The sequence below is a fragment of the Paenibacillus chitinolyticus genome, from assembly GCF_045038035.1.
In the GTDB taxonomy this organism is placed as follows: domain Bacteria; phylum Bacillota; class Bacilli; order Paenibacillales; family NBRC-103111; genus Paenibacillus_F; species Paenibacillus_F chitinolyticus_A.
In genome coordinates this window covers 3,411,360-3,430,457 of record NZ_CP173427.1, presented here as the reverse complement: position 1 = coordinate 3,430,457, position 19,098 = coordinate 3,411,360, and the positions used below count along the sequence as shown (strand labels likewise).

Annotated in this window: 6 protein-coding genes; 4 read left to right on the top strand and 2 right to left on the bottom strand. The window is 55.2% G+C overall.

Translation table 11 applies throughout. The annotated features are described in order from the left end of the window. Nucleotides 1–6: 6 nt before the first annotated feature. A complete protein-coding gene (locus ACI48J_RS15295) occupies nt 7–1,644 on the bottom strand; it encodes a Tat pathway signal protein (protein ID WP_405079066.1) in 1,638 nt (545 codons plus the stop codon). A gap of 16 nt (nt 1,645–1,660) precedes the next feature. Further along, nucleotides 1,661–2,512, bottom strand: a complete 852-nt coding sequence (locus ACI48J_RS15290) for an ABC transporter ATP-binding protein (protein ID WP_326054669.1) — start codon at nt 2,510–2,512, stop codon at nt 1,661–1,663. A 497-nt stretch (nt 2,513–3,009) separates the two neighbouring features. On the opposite strand from ACI48J_RS15290, the gene ectB reads away from it, so the two are divergent. From ectB to ACI48J_RS15270, 4 genes are read left to right on the top strand one after another with little or no spacing between them, the layout of a single operon-like run. Beyond that, complete coding sequence (ectB, locus tag ACI48J_RS15285) at nt 3,010–4,311, top strand: diaminobutyrate--2-oxoglutarate transaminase (protein WP_405083238.1); 1,302 nt, start codon at nt 3,010–3,012, stop codon at nt 4,309–4,311. 58 nt (nt 4,312–4,369) lie between these two features. Next, nucleotides 4,370–5,092 carry a thioesterase domain-containing protein gene (locus ACI48J_RS15280; protein WP_326054667.1) on the top strand — a complete coding sequence of 241 codons (723 nt, stop codon included), beginning with the start codon at nt 4,370–4,372 and terminating at the stop codon, nt 5,090–5,092. A gap of 14 nt (nt 5,093–5,106) precedes the next feature. Beyond that, a complete protein-coding gene (gene fabD, locus ACI48J_RS15275; protein ID WP_405079065.1) occupies nt 5,107–6,324 on the top strand; it encodes an ACP S-malonyltransferase in 1,218 nt (405 codons plus the stop codon). A 27-nt stretch (nt 6,325–6,351) separates the two neighbouring features. Then, a complete protein-coding gene (locus tag ACI48J_RS15270) occupies nt 6,352–19,092 on the top strand; it encodes an amino acid adenylation domain-containing protein (protein ID WP_405079064.1) in 12,741 nt (4,246 codons plus the stop codon). Nucleotides 19,093–19,098 lie beyond the last annotated feature (6 nt).

The following is a 19,098-nucleotide window of genomic DNA, read 5'->3' as shown; positions in this document are numbered from 1 at the left end:
ACAATTTTATTTAACCTTTAATTTCCGTTTTGAATACGCCGCCACAACAAGCAGAACCGATGCCGCCAAAAGAACGGCAATAATAAGCAGAGAAGCGGAAGTGAGATGGCTGGCGGAGCCGGCGGGGACTGCGGTGCCCATAAAATCCGCATAAAACAGCTGGTTGAAAGGGCCGAGGAACCACAGGAGCATGTAAATAAGCTCAAAGGGACGTTTGGATTCCGTCCATATGCCCAAAGCGAGAGCAAAGCTCGGTACGAAAAATGCGGCCGCGACAGCGTAAATCAGATGGACCACATCGCCCGTTACGATAAAACGGATGAGCATCCCGCTCCCTGTAAGAAGCACGGCCAGGAAACCGGACAGCCACACGGCAGGGATCTGTCTTCTGACATAACCGGGTGACGAAGCGAGTACGGACAGTGTGCCGTACTGGTATTCGCGATTGCCCATCGAAGACCAGAGTGAAATCGGCCAAATCCAGGCAAGCGGCCAAATCCATCTCAGTGCCGTCGTAAAAGGAAGGAACAGGCACAGAAGAGCGAGAATCACCGCCACAACGTACCAGCCTGGCGGAAAACTGGCGAACTGAAGCCGGAACTCCGCTCCGACGAGAGGCAGAAACCGGTTGTTTACCCGCACAGGCGTCAGCCCGGCTGCCGATGCAAGGGCGGGACTTGTCGCAGCGGGTTCCGCCGGCGCTTCTTTCGCCTGCTCCGGTTCCGGCGCTCTGCCGCTGCGGGAACGGGCCGGTACGGCCTGACCGGCGGCGGTTCCGGCACCGGGCCCTTGGACGACGACCGGGCTCTCCTTGAATCCGCGAAATAGGCGGGAGGCCAGCAGGCAAACCAGGACCGCGACAAGCAGCAGAGCCGCTTGTTTGATCACTACGTCCCAGGTCCAGCTTATGCCGTCCCAGACGAATAGTTTAAGCGGGCTTTCCAGGAACAGAATTCCTTGCCCGTAGGTACCTTCATAATCGGCATGAGTGAGCATCAGCTTTTCACGCATTGCCTTGGTGATAACGTCGTTCCCCATGCCCGAATACAGCGTGGACATCGTAACGCCGGTAAACAAAAGCAGATAAAGCACGATGCCGAACGGACTTCTGAGCACCGGACGGGTTTCGAACAGGACGGCCATTGCCGAAACAACCGCCAGGGCAGGAATCACAACAAACAGATACGGGGCCAGATAATCACCTACGTGAAGCGTATAGTCCTCGCCCCGGACCCACTGCATACAGATCGCGACGGGAATGACAACGGCGGCAATCACCGCCAAAACCAGAAAATTGCTGAGAGCTTTTCCGAGCAGATAATGGGATTTTTTCAGCGAGGAGCCTTCGATGATCTGGCCCACACGGGTCCTTTTGTCGCGCTCGATGCCGTTACGGACCAGAAAGAAGCCGAAAAAGGATAAAAACAAGGAGGTGGAGACCGCTGTTGTTCCGCCCACCCAGGCCGAGTTATAGATCCCCCGGAATTCTTCGAAATACAGCGTCACATATCCGGCATCCGAGGGAGGCACGAACAGATAAGCCGCAAGAATCGTCAAACCGAGCGTAACGAGAAAGCTGAACCGCCGGGTTCTTTCCAGAAAATCCGCCAGGGCTACCTGGTATGTAATCTTCCATGCGTTCATCACGCGTCACGCCTCCTTATCCTGCGCTCAAATAGAGGTAGGCGTCTTCAATTCCCGCATGAACCGCTGTCGCCTGCTCGTTTGGCGGAGTCTCCGACACCACGCGGAGCAGCAGCCCGTCTTCACGCCGGACCGTTGCGCTGATGAGCCATTTGGCGCGGGCTTCCTGGAGCTGGCTTTCGGGTATGACAACGTTCCATACTTTTCCTTGTACATGCCGCAGAAGCTCGCCGGGGTTGGAATCGCTGATCAGCCGGCCTTTGGAGAGGATGGCGATTCTATCCGCCGTCGCTTCAATGTCCGATACGATGTGAGTGGAGAAAATAATAAGACGTTCACCTGACAGGTCGGTCAGCAAATTGCGGAACGACAAGCGCTCGGCGGGATCCAGCCCGATTGTGGGTTCGTCGATAATAAGCAGCTTGGGATCGTTGAGCAGGGCCTGGGCGATGCCGATTCGCTGTTTCATGCCGCCCGAGAAGCTGCCGATTCTTCTTTTGCGCACGTCATACAGATGCAGCAGTCCGAGAAGCTCGTCGATGCGCTTCTCCGCGGCTTTGCCGCTTATCCCTTTTACCGCCGCCATATAGTTCAAAAATTCATGGGCGCTGAGATGCGGATAGACACCGAAATCTTGCGGAAGATAGCCGAGAATACGGCGAATCTCTTCGGGATTATCACGAATGCCGACTCCGTTCCACGTAATGGTGCCTTCGGAAGGATCCGAAATGGTGGCCAATAGCCGCATCAATGTAGATTTCCCGGCTCCGTTAGGACCAAGTAGTCCTAAAATACCGGGCTGTACCTGCAAATCGACATGGCGGAGCCCCCATACATTTTCCTGATACTGCTTACCGATATTGCTCATTGAAAGTAGGATGTCAGCCACCTCACATTTAACAAATATTAACAAAATAACCAGATATCAAGAAAGAGTATACACATTAAAAATGGAAATGTCTATATTAAAATGCCTTATTTACCTAAACATAATAATTTAAAATTAAATAATTAAAAGATAAAATAAATAACAATAATTTCATTTTTTTATTATTTGAAAATGCATTGACAACATTTGTAAACCTACTCTATCATAATTTATGAAAGAATTGGTAAATTCGACTTTCTTTTGCTACTTTAGACCTCCAAGATTTCCTCACATGATTCGTTAGTCTTACGTGTAGTCGGGCGTTTGGACTAAGGACACCTCAAGAACCCAACCCACATTACTGGAACAAGCTCTGCCCTCATCATGAACTGCCTGAATAGCTTTTCGGATTGAAGCTGACCTCGAGCATTTTTTAAAATGCTGCCTTATCAGCGGTTATTTGTCCTGCAAAAAAAATACAGATGGAGGATGAAATGATGAACTCGTTCGAACTTTTGGAGTCAAATGTAAGATCTTACAGCAGGGTATTTGGGGATGTGTTCCGCACGGCTAAAAATTCCATGATGTTTACGGAAGAAGGCAAATGCTTTCTCGACTTTTTCGCTGGAGCGGGGGCTTTGAATTACGGGCATAATCCCGATTTTATCAAAGGGAAATTGCTGGAATATATCGGGTCCGATGCGGTAGTTCATGGTCTGGATATGTACACGACGGCCAAGCGGACTTTTATTGAAACGTTCAACGAATTGATCTTGGCGCCGAAAGGCCTGGACTACAAACTGATGTTCTGCGGGCCTACAGGCACAAATGCGGTCGAAGCGGCGCTGAAGCTGGCGAGAAAGGCGAAGAAACGGACCGGTATCTTTTCGTTCAGCGGCGGTTTTCACGGTATGTCTTACGGCGCCCTGGCCGCAACGGGTAATTTGTACAACCGCGGGGGAGCAGGCGCTCCGCTGCACAACGTGACGTTCATGCCGTATCCTTACGGATTCAATGAATCTTTCGACACGATCGGCTATATGGAGAATGTACTTACGGACGCGAACAGCGGCATCGAGAAACCCGCTGCCGTGATTCTTGAAACAGTTCAGGCCGAAGGCGGCGTAATCGTGGCTCCGGTGGAGTGGCTGCAGCGGCTGAGCGCTCTGTGCAAAGAGCATGACATTCTGCTTATCGTCGACGATATACAGGTCGGCTGCGGACGTACGGGATCGTTCTTCTCGTTCGAACGGGCGGGAATTCAGCCGGATCTTGTCGTGCTGTCGAAATCGATCAGCGGTTACGGGCTCCCGATGTCGCTTCTTCTCATGAAGCCGGAGCTGGATGTGTGGCAGCCGGGCGAGCATAACGGAACGTTCCGCGGAAATCAGCTTGCTTTCGTCGGCGCGACGGCGGCGCTGGAGTTCAGAGTTTCTTCGAACCTGGAGGAAGCGGTGAAAGAGAAGGAAGCATGGGTCAGCGACTATCTGCAAAAAGAGATCGTTCCCCTTCACCCGGCCATCACGGTTCGTGGACTCGGCCTGATCTGGGGGATCGATCTGGGCGGACTGGAAGGCGGCGAGCAGGCAGCCAAATTCGTGGCGTCCCGCTGCTACGACCAGGGTCTCATTATCGAACGGTCCGGAAGAAATGACACCGTCGTAAAACTGATGCCTGCCTTAACGATTGATTCCGAACTGCTGGAGCAGGGCTGCACAATCGTCAAAGAAGCGCTTGCCGCTTATTTCGAGCAGTCGGGGCTATCCGCCAGCAAGGAAGCGACGCTTGAGCCGGTTTAATTTTTAACCGCCTTCCGCAAGATTTTAGAAAATGGATACGAATGGGGCAGGTGACAGGATGAAAAAGATTTTCTTGTTTTGTCTGCCCTATGCGGGCGGGTCGTCGGTGATTTACACAAGGTGGAAGCCCATGCTGGACTCCGGCATCGAGCTGGTACCGCTGGAACTGGCGGGCCGGGGAAGGCGCATTAACGAGTCTTTCTACGAAAATGTGGACGAGGCCGTAAATGATCTTCTGCCCGTAGTGGAACCTTATCTCGACAAAGGTCAGGCTGCTTTTTTCGGTTACAGCATGGGCAGCCTGATTGCCTTTGAACTCATCCACCGCATTAGGGAGAAGTACGGACAAAACCCGCTGCATTTTTTCGCGGCGGCCAGGATGGCTCCGCACATACAGCGGACAGAACCTCCTCTGCACGGGCTGGAGCCGGAATTGTTCAAAACGAAAATTGCGGATTTGGGGGGAACCCCTCCTCAATTATTTGAAAATTCAGAACTGATGAATTTGTTTTTACCTCTTCTCCGGGCGGATTTCCGGCTTGTGGAAACATACGCTTACACCGAGAAAGCGGAGAAACTGGACTGCGCCATGACGGTATTGGCAGGGAAGCGGGATGCGATGCGGGAAACGGACGTGCTCGACTGGAGGCGCCATACGAGGGGCGCTTTTACGGCTCATTCGTTCGACGGCGGGCATTTTTTCATCAATGACTTCCAGAAAGAAATCGTGGATATCCTGCATGCTTCCCTGGGAATCCGTTACTCATCTTTGTACGCGTAAGAAAGGAGCGGGGCATGGTTACTACCGCCTGGTTATTTCCCGGGCAGGGTTCCCAGTATGTCGGCATGGGGGCCGCCTGGTATGCCCGTTACGACGGGGCGAAAGCATTGTTCGAAGAAGCAAGCGATCTGGCCGGCTACGATATGAAATCTTTGTGTTTCGAAGGAAGCGCCGCCCGGCTCTCCAGAACGTCTTTTACACAGCCGGCGCTGCTGACGGTAAGCGTTCTGGCAAGCCGGGTATTCCTGCACGAGATCGGGATCGAACCCCGATACTCGGCCGGGCACAGCCTCGGTGAATACTCCGCGCTGGTAAGCAGCGGCGTCCTCACCTTCGCGGAGGCGCTGGGACTGGTCATCCAGCGGGGCAAGTTCATGGAGGAGGCGGCGGAAGCCGGCCTCGGCTCCATGATCGCTGTCCGCACGTCCGATCAGCCTATGCTGGAGGAGCTGTGCCGCAGGCATTCTTCCGACGGGCAGCCGGCGGCCATTGCCGGATACAATTCCGGCAGCCAGCTAGTCGTCTCCGGCCACAGGAGCGCAGTGGCAAGCGCCGCGGAGGAACTGGAGCGGCTCGGCATCGAAGTGACCCGGCTCGCGGTCAGCGGACCGTTCCACAGCGTGCTTATGCAGCCTGCGGCGGAAAGCCTGGAAGAAGCGCTGAACAAAGTCACATTCAAGGAGGGCCGCTGGTCGGTCATTTCCAATGCCACGGCGCTTCCTTACCCGGATGCGGCGGCTATCCGCCGGGGTCTTGTCGATCAGATGACCAAACCGGTGAAGTGGCTGCAAACGGTTCGGTTTTTAGCGGAAGAAGGCGTTGAACTGGCCGTTGAACTGGGTCCGAGAACGGTCCTGAAAAACTTGACCCGGGACAGCTCGGAACAGATCCGGCCTTACGCTTATGACCGGGAAGCGGATGCGGGGAGTCTGGCGGACCTGTTTCCGGTCCGGCAGTTTATCGAGGAAGGATTCTCTGCCGCGGTTTCGGCGCCCAATGCGAATTGGGACGAGGAAGAGTATGCGCAGGGAGTGCTGGAGCCGGTCAGACGTGTGCGTGAAATGCTGAATTCTTACACGGAAACGAACGGTTCCGTCCGGGATGCCTCCGTTCTGAGGCGGGACGTAGAGGAATGCGTCCGGCAAGTGCTTCGGACGAAGAAAGTATCCGAGAAGGAACAAGACGAGACGATTCGCCGGTTGTTTACGGGCTCTTTTACAAAAAACATGTGACAAGGGGATAACTGCGGAGGGATGAAGGTGGAACAATTTCAAACACTGATTGACGTTATCCGGGACAGGGGAGACAAGAAGTCCAGCGGAATAACCTTTATTAACGGCGACCAGAACGAAGAGAGTATTACTTACGGAGAGCTGCTTGAAGACGCGCTTGGCGTCCTTCACCATCTCCAAAGCTCGGGCATGAAAGCGGGCGACGAGCTTCTTATGCAAATCGACGATAACAGGTCTTTTCTGAATGTGTTCTGGGGCTGCCTGCTGGGGGGAATTATCCCGGTACCGGTAACGGTCGGCAATAATGACGAGCACAAGATGAAACTGTTTAAAATATGGGATACCCTGAACAATCCTTACTTGATCACCGAAGGAAAAGCATTGGACAACCTGGAAAAATATGCTCTCCAAAACGGGAAAGAGGAGCTGTTCGAAAAAGTCAGGGAAGTGTCTCTTTTTACGGATAAAGTTCATTATTCCACTGGGGATAAGGGGGTTATTCATGAGGCTAAGGCGTCCGATCTGGCGTTTATCCAGTTTTCGTCAGGTTCGACGGGGGATCCGAAAGGGGTCATGCTGACCCATGAAAATCTGATTTATAACACGAGGGACATGGCCGTCCAAACGGAGATGGACGAAACGGATGCCTATCTCGGCTGGATGCCGCTCACGCATGACATGGGATTGATCGCGTTTCACCTGACCTGCGTCATGTCGAACACCAGGCAGCTTATTATGCCGACCGCGCTGTTTATCCGGCGCCCGTCATTGTGGATGAAGAAAGCGTCGGAGCATAAGGCTACCCAGACCTGCTCGCCCAATTTCGGTTACAAATTTTTTCTGGCCCAATACAAACCGGAAAATGCGGCGGATTGGGACTTGTCCCGGCTGCGCCTGATTTATAACGGGGCGGAACCGATTTCCAGCGAGCTTTGCGACGTATTTATGGAGTCCATGAGCAAACACGGCCTGAGAAGTTCCGCCATGTTTACGGTGTACGGCATGGCCGAGGCAAGTGTGGGCATGTCTCTGCCGCCTTTGGAAGAAAATTTCCGGCGTCTTCACCTGGATCGTGAGCATTTGAATATCGGCGAAAAGGTGGTTCAGGTAGACGCTTCGGATAACCGCTGCCTGACGTTTGTGGATGTCGGTCATCCGCTGCGAAGCAGCTATATCCGTATCTGTGACGACGCGAACCTGCCTCTGGACGATTACGTGATCGGGAATATTCAAATCCGCGGTATGAACGTAACGTCCGGCTATTACAACAATCCCGAAGCGACCGCCAAGGTCATCACTCCGGACGGATGGCTCATCACGGGCGACCTGGGCTTTATGCGAGAGGGCCGGCTCATTATTACGGGCCGGGCGAAAGATATCATTTTTGCGAACGGGCAAAATGTGTATCCTCACGACATCGAGCGTGTTGCGGAAGAAGTGGAAGGCGTGGAGCTCGGGAAAGTGGCGGTCTGCGGCGCTTACGATCCGGGGACCCGCCAGGACCGGATTATCGTTTTTGTCATGCACACGAAAAAAATCGAAGATTTCGCCCCGCTGGCCAAACGTCTCAAGGGTCACTTGAATTACCGTGGGGGATGGGACATTCAAGCGGTTCTCCCCATCCGGCGGATTCCCAAAACGACCAGCGGCAAAGTGCAACGCTACAAGCTTGCCCAGGACTACACGGACGGGAAGTTTGAAGAAACGCTTGCGGGACTCCACAAAATTTGGGAGCAGGAAAAGCAGCGTGCGCGTGAGGCCGTCATTCCGCGCAGCGTAGCGGAGCAGAAGCTGCTTGCCATCGTGAAGCAAATTTTGCAGGTTGACGAGATTGATACGGACGAGAGCTATTTCGATATCGGAGCCAGCTCCCTCCAGCTCGTGCAAATCGTCGAGGAGCTCGAAAGCCAGCTGGGCGTTCAAGTGTCCGTGACGGACTTTTTCTCCTATCCGACGATTTCGAAGCTGGCCGCCTTTATTTCCCAGGGGGATGAGGCCGAACATTTCGAGCGGAGCGATAGACTGGCGGATTCCGGTCAGGAAACCGACGGCGATATCGCGATTATCGGAATGTCCGGAAAATTCCCGCAGGCGGACAACCTTAAGCAGTTTTGGACGAACATCTCCGAGGGCCGTGACTGTATCGCCCCGTATGGCGAAAAGAGGAGAAAGGACGCCGAGGCGTTCATTTCTCATTTGAATACGGAGGGCCGGAATTTGCTGCTGGCGGAAGGCGGTTATTTGGACGAAATCGATACGTTCGACTATTCGTTCTTCAAGCTGACGCCGCGCGAAGCTTCGCTGATGGATCCGAACCAGCGGCTTTTTCTGCAAACCGTATGGAGCGCGATCGAAGATGCGGGTTACGGCGGTTCCAATCTTTCCGGCAAACGTGTAGGCGTTTACGTCGGATTTTCCAAAACCAGCTTTGAATACGAGCGGCTTCTGTCCGAGGTTTCCCCGGCTTCTCTGCCGAATTTCGCGATCGGAAATTTGTCCTCGATCATCTCCAGCCGGATATCATACCTGCTTGATCTTAAGGGGCCAGCCGTCACCGTTGATACCGCTTGTTCTTCCTCGCTGGTGGCCGTTCATCTGGCCTGCAAAGCGATTCTGAGCGGAGACTGCGATATGGCGCTTGCGGGCGGCGTGAAAACGATCCTGCTGCCGCTTAAGGCGGGCATCGGCATGGAGTCCTCCGACGACCGTGCCCGGGCTTTCGACGACAGTTCGGACGGCACGGGCTGGGGCGAGGGCGTGGGCGCCGTTTTCCTGAAACCTCTCGGCAAAGCGATCAAAGACAAGGACAACATTCTTGCGGTGATCAAGGGGAGCGCGATTAACCAGGACGGAAGCACCGTGGGCATATCGGCCCCGAACGCATCCTCCCAGGCGGATGTTATTTCCCAAGCCTGGCGCAATGCACGGATCGATCCGGAGACGGTAACTTATATCGAAGCTCACGGAACCGGAACCAAACTCGGCGATCCGGTCGAAATCGACGGAATCGGGAAGGCTTTCCGCAGAAGGACGAAACGCAAGCAGTTCTGTGCCATCAGCACGGTTAAATCCAATATCGGACACTTGTATGAAGCGGCCGGCATCGCAGGCTTGATCAAGACGGTGCTTTCCCTGCAGCACAAGCAGATCGCCCCTTCCGTTCATTACCGGGTTCCAAACCGGAAAATCAGTTTCGAGGAATCGCCGGTTTATGTGAACACCCTGTTAAAGGAGTGGCAAACGGAGGGCACTCCAAGAAGATGCGGGATCAGCTCGTTCGGATTCAGCGGAACGAATTGCCACGTCGTACTGGAAGAGTACACCGGAGCCCGCGAAGCTCTGCCCGCAGCATCCGCGGCAAATGGCGGCTCCGAAGGCAGCGTCCCGCTGCTGCTCGCCCTATCGGCTAAAACCGAGGAAGGGTTGCAAGAGCTTATCCGGGATTACGACAAGCTGTTCGCCCATACGGATGAACTCGATATGCAGGATGTATGTTATACGGCCGGCACCGGCCGCAGCCATCTGACTTACCGGTTGGCGGTTACGGCAGCCGGCGAAGCCGAATTGAAACGGAAACTGCAGCGTCTTCACAGGGAAGGCAAGGGTTCGGACGGCGTTTATATCGGCAAAATAGACAGCGCTCAAGCGCAAGAATACACGCATCCGGGAATTCTCGCCGATCTTGGCGCGGAAGCTGTGCAAGAACTGGCCCGCCAGTATGTACAAGGAGCATCGGTAGATTGGAAGGCCCTGTATGCGAAAGGCTCATTCAGAAAAGTATCCCTTCCGACGTATCCGTTCCAGCGGAAAAGATGCTGGATCGACGTTCCCGTTAAGGCCGGACAGGCAGCATCTGCGGAGCAGTCGCGGTATTCGGCGCCAACGGGTCAACCGGAACGGGAACAATATATATCCGCAAAGGAGCAGGTGAGTGTGGTGAACGAACAGCTACAGGCGGAAACAGCCTCCGCCCGTCACGCCGATTCCGTCCGTCAGACGCTGATTACGATGATCGGCAACGTATCGCAGCTCAGTACGGAAGAGCTTCAGCCTCAGACACATTTCCTGGAGCTGGGACTGGACTCCATCAATTTATCCCAGGTCCGCCACAGCATTAAAGACGCGTTCGGACTGGATGTTCCCATGAGCGATTTCTTCGAATCGCTCACGAATCTGGACCTGCTGACGGCCTATATCGTCGAACGGGTGCCGCAGGCCGAAACCGAGTCCGTTATCCGTTCGGAAGCGGTGCTGCAAGCGCCTCCCGCCGAGACGGTGTCTGCCGTTTATGAGCGGACTGTTCCTGCGGAGCCGTACAGCTACAGCGAGCCTGCCGGAGGGGCAGGCGGACAAGGGCAGGCAGAGGCCGCGTACGTTCCGGTCGCAGGCGTCGGCGGAAGCTCGGCTTCTTCCGCAGTCGAGCGCATCGTGGAGCAGCAGCTCCAGTTGATGTCACAGCAGCTGCAAGTGCTCGGAAACCGTCCGGCAGCGCAAGCGCCGCTGTCCGTGCAACCGGCCGCCATGCCCGTACCGGCACCTGCGGTGAGAGTCATTGCGGCGTCTCCGGCGCAGCCTGACGCCCGTCTGCATGCGGGAACGACGAGAGAAGTCGCCGCAGCCGTCGAAACGAAACCGGCCCCGCAGCAGGTAAACGGCGAGGAGCCGAAGCCTTACGTTCCTTATAAAGCGCTGGACCTGAAAGCCCGCGAATCGCTGTCGCAGAGACAGGAAAAGCATGTGCGCGAGCTGATAGATCGGTACACGGCACGGACGGGTCGTACGAAAGCGTACACCCAGCAGTACCGCGATGTGTATGCGAACAACCGCAATGTCGCCGGTTTCCGGCCTCTTTTGAAAGAAATGGTTTACCAGATCATTTCGGAGCGTGCCGAGGGCTCCAAGCTGTGGGATCTCGACGGCAACGAGTATGTCGATTTGACGATGGGATTCGGTGTGAATCTGTTCGGACACAACCCTGCGTTCGTGCGCGAAAAGATTGAGCGGGAGCTGGCGAACGGCATGTGCGTGGGCCCTATGTCCAATCTTGCGGGTCAGGTCGCCGAATCCATTTGTAAGATGACCGGAGTGGAGCGCATCGCGCTGTACAATTCCGGAACGGAAGCCGTTATGGTTGCCCTGAGGCTTGCCCGTGCGGCAACCGGACGTGCCAAGGTCGTTATTTTCGCCGGCTCTTATCACGGTACGTTCGACGGCGTGCTCGCATTGGGAAGCGCGGGAACGAACAAGGAGCATTCGACCCCTCTGGCTCCGGGCATTCTGCAAAATATGGTCGACGACGTGGTCGTGCTCAATTACGGAAGCGAAGACTCCCTGGAATATATCCGTACGCACGCCCATGAACTGGCTGCCGTGGTGGTCGAGCCCGTGCAAAGCCGCCGGCCCGATTTCCAGCCGAAAGCATTCCTGGAAGAAATCCGCCGTATCACGGCTCAGTCCCGCACCGCCTTCATCTTCGATGAAGTGATTACCGGTTTCCGCCTGCATCCGGGCGGCGCTCAGGCATGGTTCGGCATTAAAGCGGACCTGGTCACGTACGGCAAGGTCATCGGGGGCGGCATGCCGATCGGTATCGTTGCCGGTTCCCCGGCATATATGGACGGCATTGACGGCGGAACCTGGAAATTCGGCGACGATTCTTTCCCGCAGAACGAACACCGGAGAACGTTCGTAGCGGGTACGTTCTGCCATCATCCGCTGGCCATGGCGGCTTCCCTTGCTGTACTGAACCATCTGGAAGCCTCGGGAGGCCAAATCCAGGCGGAGCTGAATGCGCGCACGGCGCGGTTCGCCGATGAGCTGAACACGTACTTCGGCCTGGAAGGCGTGCCGATCAAGGTGGTGCACTTCGGTTCGCTTTTCCGCTTTGTACTTAAAGGCGACCTTGAGCTGTTCTACTATCACATGCTCGATAAAGGCATTTACATCTGGGAGGGGCGCAACTGCTTCTTGTCCACCGCCCACTCGGAAGAAGATATCTCGCGAATTGTCCAAGCTGTCAAAGACAGCATCGGCGAACTGCGGAAAGGCGGATTTCTTCCCGACCGGGACCCGTCCCCGGACGATGACGATCCTTCCGGTAGCCGGCTTCCCGCCGACAAGCTGCCGGAAGGCGGCCAAGGAGAAGCGTTTGCGCTGACTCCGGACCAGAAGCAGCTCTGGTTCGCCTCCGTTTCCAACCGCAAGGATTCCCCGTCGCTTCACGAAACCGCACTTCTGCGGTTTCGCGGACCGCTGCGGAATGAGGTGTTCGAGCAGGCTGTCCGGGCTGTTACCGCCAGACACGAAGCTCTCCGTCTCGTCATCAGCCAAGACGGTGAAACCCAGAACGTAACGGATGTCTTGAATGTGCCGGTTCCGGTTGTGGATTTAACGGGTTTGAATCCTGCGGAACAGGAACGCCAAATGCGGAATTGGCTCCATCGCGAGAGTCAAACGCCGTTCGATTTGGAGCAGGAGACACCGCTGTTCCGAATTCATCTTCTCCGTACATCGGCTGACGAGCATACGGCCGTGTTCACTTTTCATCACCTGATTGCCGACGGATGGTCCATGGCTCTGTTCGTCCAGGAACTGGAGCGGATTTATTCCGCTCTTGTCCGTCGGGAAGCTTATCGCCTGCCGGAACCGGCACCTTTCAGAACCTATGCCGCCTGGCAGTCCGAGCAGCTGAAGAAACCGCAGAGCGCCCAAGCGGCCGCTTATTGGAACGGACTTTTCGAGAAGCAGATTCCCGTAGTCGAGCTGCCTTCTCCCGTCCGGGGAACGGTTCTTCCGACCTCCCGGGGCGGAAGGCATACAACTGTACTCCAGGCCTCTCTCGTACAAGAACTGAAAAAAACCAGCATAAAGCTCGGAAGCAGTCTTTTTGTGACGCTGCTTTCGGGATTTCATCTTTTTCTGCACCGGTTAACGGGTCAGAGCGATATTACGGTCGGAGTACCCACAGCCGGTCAGGCGCAGATGGAAGCTCCTTTTCTGATGGGAAACTGCGTCAATCTGCTCCCCGTTCTTAGCCGGGCTTCCTCCGAGCAGAGCTTTGCCGCTTATGCGGGTTCTATCAAGCAAAGAATGAACGAGCTGGACGCTTATCAGGCATACAGCTTTGCGGCGCTGGCGGAGCGCGGGCTGCGCAATCTGCCTGTCCTTACGGCTGTTTTCAACATGGACCGTCCGCTGCCGAAGCTCGCTTTTCACGAGCTTGACACGGAACTGCTTGTTTACGATCCGGCGTATTGCAAGTACGAGCTTTTCCTGAACGTGACGGAGATTTCGAAAGAGCTGAGGCTCGATTTCGATTATAATGCGGACCTGTTCCAGCCCGAAACGGTTGAAACCTGGTCCCGTTATTTCATTCGTTTGCTCGAATCTATCGCCGAAGGGGGCGATAAACGCCTGCCCGAACTGTCTCTCCTCAGTGCGGAGGAAAGTGAGCGGGTGTGGGCGAGATGGGCCCTGCATGCGGATGAGAACGGGAGCTACGAATGTATTTTGGACACCTACAAGTATCCGGCTCCGCCCGGAACGATCGGCGAAGTCTTCGCGGTTTCGGGCGGAAAGGTCGAATCTCCGTCGAACCGTTTCACGAGTACGGGGAAATGGGCCTACAGCTACCCCAGCGGGGCCATTAAACGGCTCGGAAAAATTTCGCGCTCTGTCCTAGTACGCGGAAACCGCGTTTTTTTGGATCAGATCGAAGAGCATTTGCTGCACACGCTTCACCTTGAGGCATGTGCCGTGACCGCTCATCTCCACCCTGAAAATGAAGCAGTTGACTATATGACGGCCTACATCGTTGCCAACCCTTCAAAAATATGGAAAGAAATAGAAAGTTTTTCTCTGCTTCATGAAACCTTGCCGGATTATGCGGTTCCCAGGTATGTGATACCGATGGCGGAGCTCCCTCTGCTGCCTGATGGAGAAACGGATTTTGCGGCTTTACCTGTTCCCACCGGCGGCAATTTGCCGGTTCCCGGCAAACAAAACTTGCAAGGAACCGTAACGGACAAGCTTACCGCTATTTGGAAGGATGTGCTTGGCGCCGCTCACGTAAATTCCACGGATAATTTTTTCCAGCTGGGCGGTGATTCGTTAAAAGCGACCGTCATTCTTTCCCGGGTAAACAAAGAATTCGGCATTCATATTCCGTTAAGCGAGCTTTTTGCCCTGCAGACGGTCGGGGACCTGGAACTGTACATCACGGGCGGTTCCGGACAAACGTACGAGCCTATTCAGCCGGTTCAGCGGAAGCGGTCTTATCCGGTCTCGTCGGCTCAAAAAAGAATGTACGTCCTCGATCAGTTGGGCGGCGGAGGGACGGCTTACAACGTGCCGGGACGCCTTTTTATAGAAGGAGAAATCGACCGGGAGCGCCTTATCGGGGCACTTCGGCAGGCGGTGGCGCGCCATGAATCGTTTCGGACCTATTTCGAGCTGGAAAACGGGGAAGTGGTACAAAAAATCGCGGAAGAGGCCGATTTCGATGTTCCCGTTTCGAAAGTGCGGGCGGAAGAGATAGAGACGCTGCAGATGCAGTTCGTCCGGCCGTTCGATCTCGCGCAAGCGCCTTTATTCCGGGCCGGTCTGTTCGAGCTTGAAACGGGCGGCAGCGTTCTGCTGATCGATGTTCACCATGCTGTTGCGGACGGTTACTCCATGGCCGTGATTCTGGACGATTTTATCCAGCTTTATCAGGGTCGGCTTCTGCCACCGCGAAATGTGCATTACAAAGATTATGCGATCTGGCAGAACGAGCAGCTGGCCGAAGGTAAATTCAGCGGACAGGAAGCTTATTGGCTCCAGACGCTGGAAGGCGAGCTTCCCGTTCTTCAGATGCCGACGGATTATCCGCGCCCGGCCGCTCAAAGCTTTAAAGGGGACAGCTTTGTCCAGCTTCCGGACGGGAAATTGACAAAGGCGCTGTACAGCCTGGCGAAAGACAATGAAACGACGCTATACATGGTGCTGCTGGCTGCCTATAATGTGCTGCTGGCCAAATATTCCGGTCAGGAGGACATCCTTGTGGGTACGCCCGCCGCAGGGAGAAGACACGCCGATACCGAGAATATGGCGGGGATGTTCGTAAACACGCTGGCGATCCGCAGCAAGCCCGAATCCTCTCTGGCTTTCGGACAATTTTTGCAAGAGGTGAGACGCCAGTCTCTCGAAGCGTTCGAAAATCAGGAATATCCGTTCGAGGAAATTGTCGAGAAGCTGCAGCTCGTGCGGGATTTGAGCCGCAACCCTCTCTTTGATACGATTTTCAGCCTGCAGAATGTAGGCACGGACGTTGTGAAGGCAGGCAAGCTTTCCTTCAAGCCCGGGGAGTTTAACACAGGCATCTCCAAAGTTGATTTCTCCTTGCATGTTACGGAGCAGAAAGACGGGCTGCTGTTTACCTGGGAGTATGCTACAGATCTGTTCGCACGTGAAACAGTGGAGCGTCTGGCGCGGCACTATTCGGCCATCCTGGAGACGGTAGCCGCATCGGCGGATATTCTGCTTGGGGATATCGGGATGCTCACGGCTTCGGAGAAAGAGGACCTGATTAGCGGGTTTAACGCCACGTCGGCGGATTTTCCTTCTGGCATAACGATCCACGAAGCGTTTGAGGAACAGGCTGCCAAAACGCCGGAAGCTGCCGCGCTCGTTTTCGGGGGCCGGAGCCTCACGTACCGGGAATTGAACGAACGCGCCAATTCCGCTGCCCGGACGCTGCGGGAGCTGGGCGTGGGACCCGACCGGCTTGTCGGGCTGTTGATGCCGCGCTCGGCCGAAATGATCATCGGCCAGCTGGCCGTGCTGAAAGCCGGAGGCGCGTACGTGCCCATCGATCCGGATTACCCTTCGGCACGTGTTCTCTATATGCTTCAGGACAGCGAAGCAGGGGTGCTGCTGACCAGCCGCAGTTTGATCGAGAACCTGGACTACGATGGAAGCGTGCTGTTTTTAGATGAGGAAGAAATTTACAGGAACGACGGCTCCAATCCGGACGCTGAGGGCACAAAGCCTGAGCACCTGGCTTATGTTATCTATACGTCGGGATCGACAGGGAATCCGAAGGGCGTTATGCTGCCGCATCGTTCCGTCATGAACTTCGTAACCGGGATGAAAAAACTGATTGCTTTCCACACGGATAAAACGATTTTGTCGTTAACGACCATCTCGTTCGACATCTTCGTTCTGGAATCGCTGGTACCCCTTCTGACCGGAATGACAGTCGTCATCGGAGACCGCCATCATCAGCTTGAAGCCGAAGCTCTCGGTGAACTCATCCGTTCGCATGGGATTGATATGCTGCAAATGACGCCTTCCCGTCTGCAAATGCTGCTCGCCAACGAAGAAGGCAAGCGGGCGCTGAGCGGAGTGAAGGAAATTATGGTCGGCGGCGAAGCCCTACCGCATGCGCTGTTGGAGCAGCTGCAGGCGCTTGACGGACTGAGGATCTACAACATGTACGGACCGACCGAAACGACGGTATGGTCCGCGGTCAGGGAGCTGACTGAGGCAAGCCGGATCGATATCGGCCGGCCGATTGCCAATACGCAGGTGTATATCGTCGATGCGCGTTCCAATCTGCAGCCTGTCGGAGTGCCGGGCGAATTGTGCATAGCCGGAGAAGGACTGGCACGGGGATATTGGAAGCGTGAAGATCTCACGGCGGAGAAATTCGTATCCAATCCGTTTGCCGCCGGAACAAAAATGTACAAAACGGGCGATCTTGCCCGCTGGAAGCCGGACGGGAACCTGGAATTCCTGGGCCGGATCGATCACCAGGTGAAAGTAAGAGGCTTCCGCATCGAGCTCGGGGAGATAGAAAATGCTTTGATAAGGCTGCCATCCGTTCAGGAGGCGGCTGTTACGGTCAATCAAAGCGGCGGACACGAGGCCGTTTTGTGCGCGTTTGTCGTGCCAAAGTCGGATTCGGCGATAAGCGCGGCGGAGGTCAGGGAGCAGCTGGCCAGACAGCTGCCTTACTATTCGGTCCCGTCGCACTATGTATTTCTAGACAAGCTTCCGCTTACGCCAAACGGTAAAACCGATCGGAAGTCGCTTCCCGAACCGGATGATCTGTTCCGTCCGGATACGGAGTACGCTCCTCCCCGCAATGAAGTGGAAGAGGCGCTGGCCGGCGTATGGCAGGATGTGCTGGGCCGGGCCGGCATCGGCATTCATGACAACTTTTTCCTCCTAGGGGGGGATTCGATAAAAGGTATCCAGGTCGTAGCCCGCATGAGAGCGGAAGGGTATGCGCTTGACATCAAGCAGCTCTTCGAGCATCCGTCCATCGGAGATCTGGGCGCGTACGTGAAGTCGTCCGTCCGTGAAATCGCGCAAGGGCCGGTCGAAGGAGAAATGGCGCTGACCCCTGTGCAGAACCGGTATTTCGAACAGGGCGGTTACGAATCCGCCTCACCGCTTTCGGCGCTGTTGTTTTCGGAAGCCGGTCTGGAAGAAAACCATGTCCGTTCGGCTTGGGACGAGGTGCTGAAACAGCATGACGCCCTTCGTCTGCGTGCCGTTTTGAAAGAAGGGGATTTGAAACTGGAACACCGTTCCCTGGAGGAAGAAGCTGCGGGACTGGGCGTCATCCGTCTGGAAGGGGACAAGTCCGATCTTAGAGCGGCCGTTGAGCTGCAAAGCAAAGGGATTGAATCGGGTCTCTCCCTGAAAGAAGGACCGCTGGCGAAAAGCGTGCTGTTCAAGACAGGCCAAGGCGACTATCTGCTGATCGCGATCCACCGTCTGATTGCCGACGATACTTCTTTTTCGGTCATTTTGGAAGACTTGACGACCGTTTACGGACAGCTTACGGCGGGGGAAAGCGTGTCGCTCCCTCTGAAAACAGATGCTTTCCGGACGTGGGCAGCCCATTTGGAAAAATACGCGGAGAGCAACCAGGTCCAGGCTCAACGGGAGTACTGGACTCTGTCAGACAATGCGGATGAATGGACGGTTCCGCTTGATAAAGAAACCGAGGCGGGACTTCCGCCGCTCCGAAAGTCGGTCTGGGCGGTTATCCCGGCGGAAAAGACGAGCCGATTGCTCACAGGGGTGAACGATATTTATTCGATGGAGGCAAGCGAAGCGATTTTATCCGCGCTCGGCAAAACATTCGGCGATTGGTCAGGACTCAAACGGTTCCGCGTCGAACTGACGGCAGACGGCAGAAAGCTGTGCGCAGACAAGAGGCTGGATTTCTCTCGGACAGTGGGCTGGTTCGATACGCAGTATCCGCTTGTGCTGGATACCTCGAATTCCGGTGACTTGGCGGGCTATCTTAAACAAGTTAAAGAAACGGTACGTCAAGTCCCGGATGGAGGCATCGGGTACGGGGCTTTGTACGATCTTGCGTCTTCGCGCCGGCAGCTAGAAGAGACCGCAGTCCGGAAGAAGCCGCGGATCGGGTTCGTCCACTTGGAGCCTTCGGGTGTCGTAACTCCTTATTTCGATTTGTTTAACGCGGGCGAAAGAACAACAGACGATTTATGGGCGGCACGGGAGTACGGCTGGTATCTCAAGAGCACGCTCGAATCGGGCGCCCTCACCCTCCGGCTCGATTATGACGGCCATGCGTACACGGAACAGACAGCATCGGATTTGCTTCATCGTCTGGAAAAGAATTTGGATGCGGTGCTGTGTCATTGCGAGGCCAAAACAGAGAGGGAGTTAACGCCTGCCGATGTGGGGGCAAACGATCTGGATCTCGATGAGTTCGAGGACATTAAACAATTTTATGAGAGCGTATAAGGGTTG